The organism is Rheinheimera tangshanensis, assembly GCF_014645135.1.
Classification (GTDB): domain Bacteria; phylum Pseudomonadota; class Gammaproteobacteria; order Enterobacterales; family Alteromonadaceae; genus Pararheinheimera; species Pararheinheimera tangshanensis.
Genome location: NZ_BMLH01000001.1, coordinates 316,325 through 331,377, shown reverse-complemented (window position 1 = coordinate 331,377; position 15,053 = coordinate 316,325). Strand labels below are relative to the sequence as shown.

Annotated in this window: 13 protein-coding genes; 7 read left to right on the top strand and 6 right to left on the bottom strand. The window is 46.5% G+C overall.

What is annotated here, in order from left to right:
• Window positions 1-7 precede the first annotated feature (7 nt).
• Window positions 8-1,012: an alpha/beta fold hydrolase gene (locus tag IEW88_RS01510; RefSeq protein WP_147903007.1), complete on the top strand. Its 1,005-nt coding sequence runs from the start codon at window positions 8-10 to the stop codon at window positions 1,010-1,012.
• Here IEW88_RS01510 and IEW88_RS01505 read toward each other — a convergent pair.
• A complete protein-coding gene (locus tag IEW88_RS01505) occupies window positions 956-1,900 on the bottom strand; it encodes a cation diffusion facilitator family transporter (protein ID WP_185148519.1) in 945 nt (314 codons plus the stop codon). The two genes, IEW88_RS01510 and IEW88_RS01505, sit on opposite strands and share 57 nt — an antisense overlap.
• An 84-nt stretch (window positions 1,901-1,984) precedes the next feature.
• Between IEW88_RS01505 and trmL the strand changes: the two genes are divergently transcribed.
• Window positions 1,985-2,452: a tRNA (uridine(34)/cytosine(34)/5-carboxymethylaminomethyluridine(34)-2'-O)-methyltransferase TrmL gene (gene trmL / locus IEW88_RS01500; RefSeq protein ID WP_147903009.1), complete on the top strand. Its 468-nt coding sequence runs from the start codon at window positions 1,985-1,987 to the stop codon at window positions 2,450-2,452.
• A gap of 93 nt (window positions 2,453-2,545) precedes the next feature.
• Window positions 2,546-6,433, top strand: a complete 3,888-nt coding sequence (locus tag IEW88_RS01495; protein ID WP_147903010.1) for an EAL domain-containing protein — start codon at window positions 2,546-2,548, stop codon at window positions 6,431-6,433.
• Window positions 6,434-6,537: 104 nt separating this feature from the next.
• On the opposite strand, the gene gpsA is transcribed toward IEW88_RS01495, so the two are convergent.
• From gpsA to IEW88_RS01475, 4 genes are read right to left on the bottom strand one after another with little or no spacing between them, the layout of a single operon-like run.
• On the bottom strand, window positions 6,538-7,536 hold the full coding sequence (gene gpsA / locus IEW88_RS01490; protein WP_147903011.1) for an NAD(P)H-dependent glycerol-3-phosphate dehydrogenase: 999 nt from the start codon (window positions 7,534-7,536) through the stop codon (window positions 6,538-6,540).
• 1 nt (window position 7,537) lies between these two features.
• Window positions 7,538-8,011 carry a protein-export chaperone SecB gene (gene secB, locus IEW88_RS01485; RefSeq protein WP_127685104.1) on the bottom strand — a complete coding sequence of 158 codons (474 nt, stop codon included), beginning with the start codon at window positions 8,009-8,011 and terminating at the stop codon, window positions 7,538-7,540.
• A 51-nt stretch (window positions 8,012-8,062) separates the two neighbouring features.
• A complete protein-coding gene (grxC, locus tag IEW88_RS01480) occupies window positions 8,063-8,320 on the bottom strand; it encodes a glutaredoxin 3 (RefSeq protein ID WP_127685103.1) in 258 nt (85 codons plus the stop codon).
• A gap of 12 nt (window positions 8,321-8,332) precedes the next feature.
• A complete protein-coding gene (locus IEW88_RS01475) occupies window positions 8,333-8,761 on the bottom strand; it encodes a rhodanese-like domain-containing protein (protein ID WP_053423933.1) in 429 nt (142 codons plus the stop codon).
• A 152-nt stretch (window positions 8,762-8,913) separates the two neighbouring features.
• Between IEW88_RS01475 and gpmM the strand changes: the two genes are divergently transcribed.
• From gpmM to IEW88_RS01460, 3 genes are read left to right on the top strand one after another with little or no spacing between them, the layout of a single operon-like run.
• On the top strand, window positions 8,914-10,479 hold the full coding sequence (gene gpmM, locus IEW88_RS01470; protein ID WP_229670233.1) for a 2,3-bisphosphoglycerate-independent phosphoglycerate mutase: 1,566 nt from the start codon (window positions 8,914-8,916) through the stop codon (window positions 10,477-10,479).
• Window positions 10,479-11,642: a murein hydrolase activator EnvC family protein gene (locus IEW88_RS01465; RefSeq protein WP_229670226.1), complete on the top strand. Its 1,164-nt coding sequence runs from the start codon at window positions 10,479-10,481 to the stop codon at window positions 11,640-11,642. The genes gpmM and IEW88_RS01465 overlap by 1 nt, the downstream gene beginning before the upstream one ends.
• A gap of 3 nt (window positions 11,643-11,645) precedes the next feature.
• Window positions 11,646-12,692, top strand: coding sequence for a divergent polysaccharide deacetylase family protein (locus IEW88_RS01460; protein ID WP_147903012.1), 1,047 nt, complete (start codon window positions 11,646-11,648; stop codon window positions 12,690-12,692).
• A gap of 65 nt (window positions 12,693-12,757) precedes the next feature.
• Here IEW88_RS01460 and rpoH read toward each other — a convergent pair whose 3' ends face one another.
• On the bottom strand, window positions 12,758-13,612 hold the full coding sequence (gene rpoH / locus IEW88_RS01455; protein WP_147903013.1) for an RNA polymerase sigma factor RpoH: 855 nt from the start codon (window positions 13,610-13,612) through the stop codon (window positions 12,758-12,760).
• A 214-nt stretch (window positions 13,613-13,826) separates the two neighbouring features.
• On the opposite strand from rpoH, the gene IEW88_RS01450 reads away from it, so the two are divergent.
• Entirely contained in the window at window positions 13,827-15,047 is a 1,221-nt protein-coding gene (locus IEW88_RS01450; protein ID WP_147903014.1) for an EAL and HDOD domain-containing protein, read from the top strand.
• Window positions 15,048-15,053 lie beyond the last annotated feature (6 nt).

Here is a 15,053-nt window from a genome sequence, read left to right as displayed (position 1 = left end):
TCTTTGATTGTCTGCACCATCACATAAACCTTTGACTGCCAGTTTTACCGAACAGCAACTGACACAGGCTCAGCCTGAATTACAAAAGTTCTGGCAACAAGGTCTGCATCAATCCTTTTTAAGTGTTGACCAGACGCAGATTTGTTACAGCTGCTTCCGTCACCCGGCGCCACGCGCTGAAATAGTGCTGTCTCCCGGCCGTATTGAGGCAGCGCAGAAGTATCAGGAATTTTGCTTTGATTTGTATCAGGCAGGTTTTACTGTGCATTTGATTGATCACCGCGGTCAGGGGTTGTCGGACAGGATCAATGCAGATAGGCATTTAGGTGATGTGGCTGATTTTCAGCACTATGTGCAGGACTTCGCACTGTGGCTAGAGCAGCACATAGTGCCTACACAACAAGCTCCGCTCCTGGGATTAGCGCACTCCATGGGTAGTGCCATTTTGTGCCGTTATTTGCAGCAACATCCTCAGCATGGTTTTAGCGGAGCTGTGTATTGTTCCCCTATGTTTGGCATTCAAAGCAAGCCTTTGCCAAAAACAGTAGCAACAATACTGGTGAGCTTTATTACAACACTGAATAATTTATGCGGCAGACAAAGCAGCTACTTTCCGGGTCAAACCCCTTATCAGGATAAAGCTTTTGCCGGCAATCATCTGACTCACAGCCCTGTGCGTTATCAGCTGTTTCGCCAGCTGTATCAGGCCCAGCCACAATTACAACTAGGCGGAGTATCCAGTCGATGGTTACAACAATCCCTGCTCGCCATCAAGGCGTTGCAACAGGCAGCCGCTCTGACCTTGCCTCAATTGATCCTGCAGGCAACAGAGGATCCTGTGGTAGACAACCAAATGCAGCAGCTGTATCAGCAGAAACACTCAGAGCAAGGCCAGCCTTGTGAATTGGTACAAATTCAGGGCGCTTTGCATGAAATTATTTTTGAAACCGACCCGCTACGTAACCAGTTCTTTGCGGCTCTGAACCGTTTTGTGCTTCAGCTCGGACTCTGAATAAGGCTCTGCATGAATAATAACTTCGGCTTGTTTGTATAAAGTCATCAGCTGCTGCTCAGCTTTATCCACTATGCTATGAGAGGCCAATAAAGATAAATCATCCTTAAGCACCAGACGTAATTGAATAAATATATGGGGCCCAGCCTGACGGGTTTTTAGTTGCTCTACAGCAAGCACTTCAGGCTGAGTCAGTAAAGCTTGCTCTATTAGTAACAACTGCTCTTCAGGTAATTGTTCGTCCAGTAAATGCTGTAGCGCCTCTTTTGCCAGTTCGTATGCGCTGTAGAGTAAATAACCACAGATCAGTATGGCCACCAGGTTGTCCACCCAAAGTAAGTTCTGACTGGCGAAAAACAGCGCCACTATCACCAGCAGGTTCATTAATAAATCACTGCGATAATGCAGTAGATCAGCCTTGACCGCTAAAGAGCCAGTGCGCTTAATGATCCAGCGCTGAGCCATAACCAGAGTCAGGGTTAACAATGCACAAAGCAGTGTTATGCCCATCCCAAATTCCAATTGCTGTACGACTTCTGTCTGGTGAAAACGACTGAACGCCTGAGTTAACAACAACACCGCTGCGCCAGTTAAAAAAGCAGCCTGCAACAAGGCCATCACAGCCTCCGCTTTGCCATGACCAAAACTGTGATTGTCATCGGCAGGACGCAACGCATACCGCAATACAGCGAAATTCAATACTGAGACCAACAAATCCATAGAAGCATCGGTAAAAGAGGCCAGCACCGAACTGGAATTGGTTGCCAGTACTGCGCTGAACTTCAGCAACAGAATAGTAAGAGCTATGGTTAACGTCAGGTAGCCTGAACGTTTCACCCACAGTTGGTAATCTGTAGTCCTTGTTTTCTTCGTATTTAAACTATCCATATGCGCCTCTTTCATCATCAGCATCCATAGGCATTGTACGCCAATTTTGTTACACTCACAGCGCTTAAGAATTTGGAAATCATCATGCTAGACATAGTGTTATATGAACCTGAAATCCCGCCTAATACAGGCAACATTATTCGTCTTTGTGCCAACACTGGCTTTCGTCTGCATTTAATTGAGCCATTGGGGTTTGCCTGGGATGATAAACGTATTAAAAGAGCGGGTCTTGATTATCACGAATTTGCGGATGTGAAACGTCATGCAAACTTTGCGGCATTTTTAACGGACGTTCAACCAACCCGGGTCTTTGCCTGCACTACTAAAGGCAGCCATCACCATAGTGATGCGGTTTATCAATTAGGTGATGCCTTGGTCTTTGGCCCTGAGAGCCGTGGTTTGCCTGCGGATCTGCTGGCGACCTTACCTAAAGAACAGTGGCTGCGCATTCCAATGACGCCTGATAGTCGTTCGATGAATCTTTCCAATGCAGTGTCAGTATTTGTCTATGAATCCTGGCGTCAATTGGGTTATCCAGGCGCAAGGCCTTGAGTTTGCCAGGCTGAAAAGCATCAAGCTATAGTGTGACTTAGCTTGCTGGCGTATCAATATAGTTAATAAAGATGATCCGGAGAATGAATTCAGATGCTGCAGCGTTGCTTTAAATTTTATCTGGCACTTTGGTTAATCTTTTGCAGCAGCGGTCTTCAAGCCTATTTGCAAGTGCAACCCGTGGTGAACTCCCGTCAATCACAGCATCTGGCCATAGAGCTATTTACTCAGGATAACTCTGGTTTGTTATGGTGGAGTACCAGTACTCAGTTGCATCGTTTTGATGGCCATGAACACCAGTCTTATAACTTACCCAAGGAACTACAGACTCAGGCTTTAGTGCAATTATTGACGCTGAATCAACAGCAGTTATGGCTGGCGAGTATGGATCAACTCTGGCTGTTTGAACAAAACACAAGTCAGTTCCGTCAAATTTGGCAAAGCAAGCAGCCTATTAAAGCTTTATTTCTATCCGACAGTGCCGTACCGCTGATTTTAACTGAGCAGGAAATCTGGCAATGGTCTGCAGCGACTGATCATGCAACTCTGCTGTGGCGCAACAGCTCAGCATCAGCTTGGGTGCAAGGTGTCAGTGATGGTCGCTCGTTGTGGTTGTGGTCCAAAGACGCCCAATTAACCCGTTATGACCTGGCTAGCCAAAGCTGGCAACACTATCCGCTGAAGCTGCCACAGCAAACAGATTTAGCTTTAGGTCCGGATCAGCAGCTCTGGTTGTTGGTACAGAACAAGCAACTCTATCAGTTAAAAGACCAACAACTTCAGGAGCTTACCCCGCCAGATCATTTTTATGCGACAGATCTGGAAGTCGATCCATTGGGACAAGTCTGGCTGCTGTCTCCTCAACATTTGTATTTGTACCAGCCAGCTGAAAAAACCTGGCAGACCCAACCATTGGTCCAAGCCTGGACTGAGTTATTTGCCGACCGCCATCAGAATATTTGGCTGGCTGACACGGCCGGAACTTTAGCATTAGCGCAGGTTTCAACTCTGAGCATGCAGGCGATTGAAAAAGTACAAATCTGGGATAATAAAAACCGACTCTGGCAGATAGCGCAGCACCAATTAACTTTGCAGTCAGGAGGTTCTGATCCAATACTCAGTCTGATTTTTCCTTTCGCTCCTGAACAGGTCAGAAAGTTCTGGCAGCAACAGCAGCAGTATTTTGTCTGGGTAGACCGGCAAATCTGGCGTTATGATGCAAAAACGGCAAACTGGATTGCTCTGGTCCAGCAGCCTGTAGTGGATATGACACTTGCTGAAGAAAAATTCTGGTATCTGACGGAGCAGGGCTTGTGGCAGTGGGAACACTCAGGCCAAAGCGCTGCGTTACTCAGCGCGGAAACAAATTGGTCATTTGTGCGCTATCAATCCGGACAACTCTGGTTATCTGGCCATGACGGCCTCTACTCTTATCAACTGACAGAACAGCGCTTGCGTAGCTACGAATTTGCGCCTTGTAGCGCTACGCCTTGTCTAGATCCCCGTCAGATCACGGATTTGCAGTCTGAACCACAAGGATTATGGCTGCTAACCCCGGATCAACTGTATTTTTATCAACCTCAGCACGATCAGAAGCTGAAGTTAGCCCTCCAAAAGCAGTGGCAAGTCCCCTGGCAGCAACAGCATATGCTCAAACAGGATCAACAACTCTGGCTTTGGTCCAGACAACAGCTGAGTTTGTTGGATCTGAACAACAGCTCGGTGGCACAATGGCAATTGAATCAAGGTGAATACCTGCTGCCCTTTCAGCCTCAAGTCATCGAGCAACAACTACTGCTCAACAGTTCCATTAATCACTATAGGTTACCGCTGCGGCAATACAAAAACTCTGAGGTAATCAATCCATTACGCCTCGACCTCATCACTGAAAACGGACAACATCTGAAGCAAAAAGAGCATCAGCTGTTTATTGACAGCTGGGGACCTGAACTGGAATTTCGTCTGAGCCATTATCCGGCTTCAGGCCAGCAATGGAATTACTTCCGCTATAGTCTGGATAAAGCTTCGGCAGTACAACTGAGCTATCCTCAACGCCATTTTAAACTGCAGCTGGAAAATAGCGGCAGCTATCAGTTATCTATAGAAGCGAGTCGGGACGGCCTGAATTGGCAACAGGCTGGTGACTATCAATTACAGTTTAATCGTTACTGGTGGATCCAACAGAGCTGGCTCTGGTTGATGTTGTTTGTATCCGTGTTGATGCTGGCATTATTGTTATGGCGTTATCGTGCGCATCAAAAACGTTTGCATCAGCAGCTTGAGCAACAATTGATGATCAGTTCCCTGTTTGACAATACTCAGGATGCGGTCTGGCTCGGTGACGAACAACTGCGGATTGAAAAAGTAAATCAGGCCTTTTGTCAGATCACAGGTTTTGACGCTAAACAAATAGAGGGCCAAATTCTGCAACTCTACACAGCTCAGGGTCACCAGACTGAGCTACTGAAGACCATAGCGCAACAGCTACAGCAATTTAGCTTCTGGCGGGGAGAAGTCTGGAGTAAAAAAGCCAATGGTGATAGCTTTGCCTTATCTCTGGCTATTACCTTGTTATCAGGTAAGGGGACACAGGAACCAAAACTTTATCTGGCTATTTTCTCTGATGTGACCAACCGTAAACTGAATGAACGGGAACTGCGTAAGCTCAGCACCAGAGATCCGCTCACCCAATTACCGAACCGGGCTTTATTTCTGGAACATCTGGATAGAGCCTTTTTTAGTTGCAGCAGCCGCTTTCCTCACTTTGCAGTGTTATTAGTTGATTTAGATCGTTTCGCTAAAATTAATGACTCCTTAGGCCACGATAGCGGTAATCAGTTGCTGAAAATGGTGGCAGAACGTTTACAAAAACAATTACCTGCGGGTTACATTCTGGCGAAATTAGGGATCGACGAGTTCGCTATTCTGGTGCCGTCTCATTTCAGTGTTGAGCAATTTGACCTGTTGTTAAACCGCCTGAGCCTGCAATTACTGATGCATATCCGTCAGCCCCTAATGCTTGGTGATCTGGAAATTACTCTAACCGCCAGTATCGGTATAGCGGTTTATCCCGATGATGGCCGTTCTTCAGATATATTGTTACGAAGTGCCGATACAGCCTTGCACCATGCCAAACAAATGGGCCGTAATAATGCGCAGTTTTTTAATGACAAGATGCTGCAACGCACCCCTGAATATCTGGCGCTGGAGAGCGATTTATGGCGTGGTATCAATCAAGGTGAATTTAAGGTGGTGTACCAGCCTAAATACAACGTAGGCAGCAACACCATAGTAGGTTATGAAGCCTTATGCCGCTGGCATAACCCAGTCAGAGGCATAGTGTCTCCTTTGATGTTTATCCCTATTGCTGAAGAAAATGGCGTCATTATTCAACTGGACCGGCTGGTCTTCAGCCAGGTCTGTGCACAGATCCAACAATGGCAACAGCAAGGCCGGATGCGGGGCCGGGTTGCGGTGAATTTGTCAGTGCAACAACTGCAACAACCTGACTTACTCGACTTCTTACAGCAGGAGTTGCGGCACTATCAACTGGATGCCAGTGTACTGGAACTGGAAATCACCGAAACCGCTATGATGCGTGATGCAGAACATTGTCTTGAGGTCATGCATCAACTCAAGGCTATGGGCTTTACCCTGGCATTGGATGATTTTGGTACCGGCTATTCGTCTTTGGGTTACCTGAAACGTTTCCCTATCGATACTCTGAAAATTGACCGGGCCTTTATCAAGGATATGGATACGTCCGAACAAGACCGTAATATCACCGCTACTATTATCCGGTTAGCAGGCTATCTGAAAATTGCAGTAGTGGCTGAAGGTGTAGAAACTGAAATGCAGGCTTATTTACTGCACGTGATGGGCTGTCAGGTCGTACAAGGTTATCTGTTTAGCCCACCAGTGCAGCCAGAACAAATAGCAGCGTTACTGGATAAAGAGCCAAAGACAGAGAGCCCATCTTAGAGGCCCAACAGCAAAGGAGCGAGCCCCCAGGAACATAGATTACTATGTGACTGGGGCGAGAGAGTGCAGGCAACAACGCTGAGGCACCAAATACGACGGGTATTTTATTCGTCGCGTTTTTCGCGGCCGAGTAAGTCCATCGCCGCTAACCGGGCATCTTTACCCTGATACAACACCTGATAGATTTGCTCGGTAATAGGCATCTCTACACCAACACGTTGTGCCAGATTAAAGACTTCTTTGGCATTGCGATAGCCTTCCACCACCTGACCTATGGTCGTCATGGCTTCGTCTACGCCTTTGCCTTCACCTAACAACAAACCGAAACGTCTGTTGCGGGATTGATTATCTGTACAGGTTAAAACCAGATCGCCTAAACCAGCCATGCCCATAAAGGTTTCTTTTTTTGCGCCCAAAGCACAACCTAAACGGCACATTTCTGTTAAACCACGAGTGATCAATGCTGTACGGGCATTGGCGCCGAAACCTATACCGTCGGCCATACCAGCGCCTATAGCAATGACATTTTTCACTGCACCACCGAGCTGTACGCCGATAAAGTCAGGATTGGTATAAACCCTGAAGGTTTTAGTGCAATGCAATAAATCGGATAAAGCGGCGATAAATTCGGGGTCGGTAGAGGACAAAGAAATCGCTGTTGGTAAACCTTTAGCCAGCTCTTTGGCAAAAGTCGGGCCTGACAGCACAGCTAAAGAGATGTCTTCACCCAGAATTTCTTTGGCGACATCCTGCAGTAAACGACCGGTTTCTGGTTCAAGACCCTTAGTCGCCCAAGCCACACGAGCTGCAGGCTGCAAATAAGGTTTTATTTGCTTTAAGGTGTCTGCAAAAGCATGGCTTGGCACGGACAATAAGATATCCCGACAAGAGCTTACGGCATACGCCAAATCGTCAGTCACAGCCAGAGAATCAGGCAAGCGGATATCAGGCAAATAACGTTGATTAACCCGTTGCTCGGCCATGACGCGGATATCATCCGCGTTGCGTCCCCACAACAGAGTTGGATTACCATTACGAGCCAGTGAAATGGCAAGGGCGGTCCCATATGAGCCCGCCCCTAACACAGCAATTGCAGCGTTCATCTTAAGACTGTAGTTCTACGCCTTGCTGGGCCTGAGCTTCAGCCTGACGTTTTTGCACGTATTGAGCAAATAAGGCATCAAAATTCACAGGTGCCAGATTCAGTTGCGGGAAAGTACCACGGTTTACCAGATTAGACACTGCTTCACGGGCATATGGGAACAGGATATTTGGGCAGAAAGAAGCTAACATATGCGCCATTTGAGCATCTTCCAGCACAGGCACGCTGAAAATACCAGCCTGCTGAACTTCACATAAAAACGCTACTTCTTCCTCAATACGAGCTGTCACAGTCAGAGATAACACCACTTCGAAGGTATTGTCGTCTAACTTTTCACTGCGGGTATCTAAATCTAATTGAATAGCTGGCTGCCACTCTTTACGGAATATTGCCGGCGCATTAGGTGACTCATAAGAAATGTCTTTGACGTAAATACGCTGGATAGCAAATTGTTCAGCGGCTTGTTGTTCGGCCATGATAAATCCTAGTTTTAATAATAATGAGTGAAAGCTGAAACCCCTCTGCGCTTAAGCAGAGAGCATCGAATTCAAAGTACCGGCATTTTCCAATGCAAAAAGATCGTCACAACCACCTACATGAGTATCGCCGATAAAAATTTGCGGCACTGTGGTACGGCCATTGGCACGTTCAATCATAGCGGGACGCAGTTCTGGCTGCTCGTCGATTTTAATCTCGTCAAACTGCACACCTTTTTGGCCTAATAACGCCTTAGCGCGAACACAATAAGGACAATAGGCCTTAGTGTAAATAGTGACTTGTGCCATCTTTGCTCCGACTTACTTTTTAACCACCGGCAGGTTTGCACCTGTCCAGGTATTCATGCCACCTTGCAGAACAAAAACCTTGGCAAAGCCTTGTTTGTTCAGCTTAGCAGCGACGCCTTGTGCAGACATACCCGCCTGACACACTACTATGATGGGTGCGTCTTTTTTGTTTTCAAGCCCAGTTGTAGCCTGAGTGTTAATTTGTTCCGCGCTCAGGTGACGGGCACCAGTGATATGGCCTTTCTTAAAATCAGCCTCAGCACGAATGTCGATGACAGTCGCATCTTCTCTGTTCACCAGTAAGGTGAGCTGAGTGGGAGTAATTTGTTTTACCGAAGAGGTTAACGACTTCACCCAACTCACAATTAAAGCTAAAAACAATGCCACCCACGCGGCAGTCAGGTAAGGATGATTACTTAAAAAATCAATATATTGCTGCATAAACACCATTCTGTTTCATTTCAGGAGCAAAACTTTGCGGCCGAGTATACCTAGTTTGATAAAAGAATGCAGCATTGAAGCCCTATCCGTACTATTTCGTCACTGTTTTCACAGCGAAAACAAGGTAAGATAGGCTATCAAAGCATCTTTAAATGACAAAGCACGGAGCCATGAGTATGCAGCCGAAAAAGCCGTTAGTCTTACTGATATTGGACGGATGGGGATACAGAGAAGAACGTGAATCCAATGCCATTTTACAAGCCAATACCCCGGTCATGGACAAACTATGGGCAGAGTATCCTCATACGCTGATTTCTGGCTCTGGTCTGGACGTCGGTTTGCCGGATGGTCAGATGGGTAACTCTGAAGTAGGCCATGTTAATTTAGGTTCTGGCCGGGTGGTTTATCAGGACTTTACCCGCATCACCAAAGCCATTGCTGACGGTGATTTTTTTACCAACCCTGTGTTGGTTGAGGCGACACAAGCCGCAGTGCGCCATGGCAAAGCCGTGCATTTGATGGGCCTGCTCTCTCCGGGGGGCGTGCACAGTCACGAAGACCATATTATTGCGATGATTGATTTAGCCAAACAACAAGGTGCGACTGAAATTTACCTGCATGCCTTTTTAGACGGCCGCGATACCCCACCCCGCAGCGCTGAAGCGTCATTACAACGAGTCGAAGAGCACTTTAAAGCTATTGGCGTAGGCCAGGTGGCCTCTGTGATAGGCCGTTATTATGCGATGGACCGCGATAAACGCTGGGACCGTGTACAAGCCGCTTACGATTTACTGACGCAGGGCAAAGCCGAATACACTGCAACAACAGCGGTAGAGGCATTAAAAGCCGCCTACAGCCGCGATGAAAATGATGAGTTTGTTAAGGCCACCGCCGTTAAAAATGCAAGTGGTGATGTCATTAAAATGCAGCGGGGCGATAGCCTGATTTTTATGAACTTCCGAGCCGACCGCGCCCGTCAATTCAGCCGTGCTTTTATTGATAGCGACTTCACAGGCTTTCAACGTGACTATCAACCAGAGCTGGCCAGCTTTGTGATGCTGACTGAATACGCTGCTGATATCAAAGCGCCTTGCGCTTATCCACCAGAGAGCCTGGACAATGTCCTGGGTGAATGGCTGGCCAAACACAACAAAACTCAATTACGTATTTCCGAAACCGAAAAATACGCTCACGTCACGTTCTTTTTCAGTGGAGGTCGTGAAGATGTATTTAACGGTGAGCAACGTATTCTGGTGCCATCGCCGAATGTGGCCACTTACGATTTGCAGCCAGAAATGAATTCCACCGAACTGACCAACAAACTGGTGGACGCCATTCACAGTGGCGACTTTGATGTGATCATTTGTAACTATCCAAATGGCGATATGGTCGGCCACACTGGTATTTTATCTGCCGCTATCAAAGCAGTGGAAGCTGTGGATCACTGTATTGGCCGCGTAGTCGAAGCCTTACAGCAAGTGGGCGGCGAATGTTTAATTACCGCCGATCATGGTAACGCTGAACAAATGATGGATCCCGAATCAGGGCAGGCTCACACCGCCCATACCAGCGATCCTGTGCCACTGATTTATGTTGGCCGCCCCGCTACAGTGACACCTGGCGGTATTTTAAGTGATATAGCACCAACTATGCTGCACTTGATGGGCATGCCTGTACCTGCTGAAATGACAGGTAAAATTCTGATGAAGACACATTAATGCCGGCAAGACGTTTGAAGTACAGAGTAAAGATGCAGCAGAGCTTAGCTCTGCTGCTCTGTTTAGGCACAGCCAGTGTCGCAGCTCAGGATCAGAAAGAGGTGCAGCAAGAACTGTCGCAGCTCAAAGGACAAATTAAGAAAACAGAAAAAGAACTGCAGCAGCAACAAAAAGCTTTTAGTAAAGCTCAGGATTTATTGAAATCTGCCGACCAATCACTGGCTAAACTAGCCCGGCAAATTCGGCAAAGCAATGAAGAACTTACCAAAGTACAGCAACAACAACAGCAGCTGGAATTAGAACAACAGCAACTGCAACAAAGTTTTGAGTTGCAAAAATCCTTGTTGGCGCAGCAGCTCAAAGGCGCTTTCATTACGGGCGAGCACGATTACACCAAGATGCTGCTCAACCAGCAAGACAGCAACAAGCTGGAACGGGTGCTGACTTATTATCAGTACCTGAATCAGGCTCGCATGCAGCAAATCACCAAAATAGAACAAACGGCTGAAGCATTAAAGCAAGTGGAAATGGACTTGCAGCACAAAGTAGAACAACAACAAGAATTGCAGGCCCAGCTGAAAGAGCAGCAGCAGGAACTGATGGAAGCCAAAACCAGTCAGTTGGCGTCAGTGAAAAAGATGAAGAGCTTTTTGACGGATCAGGAACAACAACTGGACTACCTGAAACAAAACGAACAAAGCTTGCAAAACACCTTAGGTAAATTAAAAGCTGCCGCTATCGCAGCCAAAAAACGGATCAATCTGCCGAAAACCAAAGGCAAATTGCCCTGGCCTGTACAAGGCGACATTCTGCAGGGGTATGGCGAAAAACGTCTGGCAGGGGTCAGCTCGCGTGGTATTTTAATAGCGGCAGCTGAAGGCTCCAAAGTAAAAGCTGTAGCTGATGGTCAGGTGATTTATGCTGACTGGCTCAAAGGTTATGGCTGGGTCATAGTGCTGGACCACGGCAATGGCGTCATGAGCCTGTATGGCCACAACCAAACTTTATTAAAGAAACCTGGGGAGTCGGTCAACGCTAGTGAAGCCGTGGCTTTAGTCGGTGCCAGTGGTGGTCAGGCTCAGGCTGGATTGTATTTTGAGATCCGGCAAAAGGGTGCAGCCATTAACCCTATTACCTGGTTACAAAAACGCGCAGGATCTTAGTGAATGAAGTATGTACTGAGCTTAGCCTTTGCGCTTTGCAGTTTGCCAGTTCTCGCAGCCAAAGTGGCCATTGTGATAGACGATATTGGTTACCACCAAATTGACTACAAGCTGTTGGACTTGCCTTATGAGCTGACCTTTGCTGTCATTCCTCATACCCCCCATAGCCATGCAGTAGCCAAAGCTGCCTATCAAAAGCGTCGGGATGTAATTTTGCATATGCCGATGGAGTCAGCACGTCGCGCTGATTTGAGTAAAAATGCGTTAAAAGTGACGATGAACCGCAGCCAAATCGAGCAAAAACTGCAGGCAGCTTTTGCTGATGTTCCTTACGCCATAGGTGTCAACAACCATATGGGTAGTTACTTTACAGAACAAGCTGATGTCATGGATTGGACCTTAGGCTACATTGCGAAACGTCAGCTATTTTTCCTCGACAGCAAAACAACAGCCCGTAGTCAGGCGGGTATCTATGCCCAAAAGCATCAGATGCCACTACTGACCCGGCAGATATTTCTGGATAATGATCGCTCTTATCAGGCCTTAGATAAACAATTTAAGCTGATGATCAAATTAGCCAAGCAGCATCAGTCTGCAATAGCCATTGGTCATCCTTATCCCGAAACCTACGCTTATCTGAAAAAAAACTTAGCCAGCTTAACCACACAAGGTCTTGAAGTTGTGAAGTTATCGGCCTTACTACCTGCCGATTATCCGGTGACAACTGCAGCACAAACTGCTGATGTACCTTTATCTTTACCAGAACAGCATCCTGTACAGCTCGCGCACCTGAGTAAGACACAAAACAGCGCCATACCTAGCCCAAAAACAGACATGACAGAGCCCGTCTTTGTTCCCGCCATCGAAGAGCCTGCAGCTATTATTGCCATGTACAGCCAGCAATGGGAGATACCCGAGCTGCTGAATCCGTTGACTTTAGCTGAGATTAAACCAACGGCGGTATTCATTCCAAAACACTGGATTTTATCAAAACCCGCTATAACACCAGTGCGGTCTGTGCCCTTCTATCAGTTAGGAAGCAGCTTTTAGTGAATCGACACCAAAAGCAAAAAGCCCTGACTAGTCAGGGCTTTCTTTTACTGCAGAAGTAACCATTAAGCAGCCATTGCAGACTGCAGTTTCTTCATCGCATTTTTCTCTAACTGACGCACACGTTCAGCAGACACTTGATAACGGTCAGCTAATTCCTGCAATGTCAGTTTCTGATCATCTAACCAGCGTGCACGGATAATATCCTGACTACGCTCATCCAGAGTACGAACTGCAGCTTGCAGGCGGTCCACTGAAGCGTTATCCCATTGGTCTTCTTCAATACGGTTAGCTAAATCAGAGCCTTTATCCTGCAAGTAAAATACTGGTGCAGTGTAATTGCTTTCGTCCTCATCGTCCGAAGCATCAAAAGGCATATCATGATTGCTCATGCGGGATTCCATTTCCAACACTTCGTGCACAGGAACGCCTAAGGAATCAGCAACGTTTTGCACTTCCTCTTTACTAAACCAACCTAAATGTTTTTTAGCTTTACGCAGATTAAAGAACAACTTACGTTGCGCTTTAGTGGTCGCGACTTTGACAATGCGCCAGTTCTTCAGCACAAACTCATGAATTTCGGCCTTGATCCAATGCACGGCAAAAGAGACCAAACGCACGCCCACAGAGGGATCAAAACGTTTCACAGCCTTCATCAGGCCGATATTGCCTTCCTGGATCAGATCACTGATAGGTAAACCATAACCTGAGTAACTGCGGGCGATATGCACCACGAATCGAAGGTGAGACATAATCAGCACACGGGCTGCTTCCAAATCACCGTCTTGTTGTAATTTTTCAGCTAAAGAACGTTCTTCTTCCGCTGTGAGCATAGGAATGGTACTTACCGCATGAGTATATGCTTCAAGGCTGCCACTTCCAGCCACTGTCAGAGTCTTCATTTGAGAAGTCTGAATCATGTAATTACCCCTTAATCGCTTGATTGGGTCAAATCTTAGCACTCTTTGACTGAGAGTGCTAAAAGAAATTTGCTTCTTTTAAGATCCTAATTGTATAAGCCCGACTTTTTAATAATATCAATTCATATATAAAGCTGCATTTTTCTTATATGATAAATTTAGAACTTAAAGCCTAGACTAATGAAAAAAACAATAACCAGCTAAGGTCTTTTTTATGTACTGTTATGTTGCTCGTCAGCCTATTTTCGACCGCCAAAAAGCCGTAACAGGCTATGAACTGTTATTTAGAGATGGTGTAAATAACAGCTTTCCGAACGTGAATGCTGATGAAGCAACATCTAAGTTGATTACTCAACACCATTTGTTATTGGGAGTTGAAAAAATCACTAGTGGCAAACAAGCTTTTATTAACTTTTCCGCAGACACTTTAATTCACCACTTTCCTACTTCTATCGATCCAAAGAGCATGGTGATCGAAATTCTCGAAACAGTGCCTATCAGTGATGAACTACTGACCGCCTGTAAAGAATTGCATAAAATGGGCTATCGGCTGGCATTGGACGACCACGATTTTGACGCCAAGTGGGACGTATTCTTGCCTTATGTCAGTATTATTAAAGTCGATGTACGGATGTTTAATATGCTGCAAATCAGTAAATATCTGCGTCGCATCGCCAAATACCCTGTCACTTTGCTAGCGGAAAAAGTAGAAACCGCCGATGAATACGAGCAACTAAAGCAACTGGGCTTTGATTTGTATCAGGGCTATTTTTTCGCTCGCCCTGAGATGCTGAAACACAAACAACTAGGCAGTAATAAACTGAACCTGCTGGCGCTCATCAGCGAATCCAGCAAGGTAAGGCTGAATTTTGATGGTCTGGCAGCTATTGTCGAACGCGATTTGGATTTGTCCTATAAGTTGCTGCGTTTTATCAACAGCGCCAACTTTGCCCGTAAACAATGCATAGGCTCACTAAAACACGCCATGGTGTATATGGGCGAAGCTGAACTAAAAAAGTTTATTTCCCTGCTGGCGTTGGCCAATCTGGCCGAAGGCCAATCCGATGAGCTTTTAGTGATGTCACTGATCCGTGCACGATTTTGTGATCGCCTGGCAAATATTCGCGGCGATTCAGAAAATCCGCCAGCAGCCTTTTTAACAGGTTTATTTTCTTTGGTGGATGCTCTGTTGGAACAACCGCTGGAAGAGTTGTTGGCACAGCTACCTTTGTTGCCTGAAATAAAAGCCGCACTGCTTGAACACAGAGGGGTGCTGGCAGATTACCTCAAAGTAGAACGTACTTTTGAACAGGGGTTGTGGCAACAACAAACTGAACTATCGTCCAGCATGGTGCCGGAGACAGTGGATTTAAATCTGGTGTATTTTGAGGCGGTGGAATGGGGGCAACGCTTACTGACAGTGCAGCAGCATTAACCCCGC

Bases quoted from the DNA above. Each gene is read 5' to 3' on its own strand.
- IEW88_RS01505 (WP_185148519.1), bottom strand. From the start codon at position 1,900: ATGGATAGTTTAAATACGAAGAAAACAAGGACTACAGATTACCAACTG.
- trmL (WP_147903009.1), top strand. From the start codon at position 1,985: ATGCTAGACATAGTGTTATATGAACCTGAAATCCCGCCTAATACAGGC.
- IEW88_RS01495 (WP_147903010.1), top strand. From the start codon at position 2,546: ATGCTGCAGCGTTGCTTTAAATTTTATCTGGCACTTTGGTTAATCTTT.
- gpsA (WP_147903011.1), bottom strand. From the start codon at position 7,536: ATGAACGCTGCAATTGCTGTGTTAGGGGCGGGCTCATATGGGACCGCC.
- secB (WP_127685104.1), bottom strand. From the start codon at position 8,011: ATGGCCGAACAACAAGCCGCTGAACAATTTGCTATCCAGCGTATTTAC.
- grxC (WP_127685103.1), bottom strand. From the start codon at position 8,320: ATGGCACAAGTCACTATTTACACTAAGGCCTATTGTCCTTATTGTGTT.
- IEW88_RS01475 (WP_053423933.1), bottom strand. From the start codon at position 8,761: ATGCAGCAATATATTGATTTTTTAAGTAATCATCCTTACCTGACTGCC.
- gpmM (WP_229670233.1), top strand. From the start codon at position 8,914: ATGACAAAGCACGGAGCCATGAGTATGCAGCCGAAAAAGCCGTTAGTC.
- IEW88_RS01465 (WP_229670226.1), top strand. From the start codon at position 10,479: ATGCCGGCAAGACGTTTGAAGTACAGAGTAAAGATGCAGCAGAGCTTA.
- IEW88_RS01460 (WP_147903012.1), top strand. From the start codon at position 11,646: ATGAAGTATGTACTGAGCTTAGCCTTTGCGCTTTGCAGTTTGCCAGTT.
- rpoH (WP_147903013.1), bottom strand. From the start codon at position 13,612: ATGATTCAGACTTCTCAAATGAAGACTCTGACAGTGGCTGGAAGTGGC.
- IEW88_RS01450 (WP_147903014.1), top strand. From the start codon at position 13,827: ATGTACTGTTATGTTGCTCGTCAGCCTATTTTCGACCGCCAAAAAGCC.